This is a genomic window from Streptococcus sp. HMSC068F04 (genome assembly GCF_001837455.1).
In the GTDB taxonomy this organism is placed as follows: Bacteria; Bacillota; Bacilli; order Lactobacillales; family Streptococcaceae; genus Streptococcus; species Streptococcus salivarius_D.
The window spans coordinates 1-266 of the sequence record NZ_KV832493.1; the positions used below are offsets into that span (position 1 = coordinate 1).

Sequence of the window (266 nt, forward strand, 5' to 3'; positions counted from 1 at the left end):
CGTTTTTGACCTTTAGCATCAATGTAAAATACTTGCGCTTCATATCTGCCATTAGCATTCTCATGATCACTAGCTTTCACCGTTACAGTGTAAGAGCCATCTGCTTGTCTGGTCGGTGTATACCATTTGATATCACTCATTCCATTCGCATGTGACCAAAATGGAATTTTAACTTCTTTGTAGCCTTCTAAACCTTTGAGATTTTTGGCAATTATTGTAAATGTTCCATTGTTCTCATTTTTAGATATACTCAAGTTGGCAGATAC

The 266-nt window shown here is 36.5% G+C and carries 1 protein-coding gene; it reads right to left on the minus strand.

The features are described from left to right. The coding region (locus tag HMPREF2571_RS05810) for a GBS Bsp-like repeat-containing protein (protein ID WP_176745585.1) at positions 1–266 on the minus strand (266 nt) is incomplete at both ends.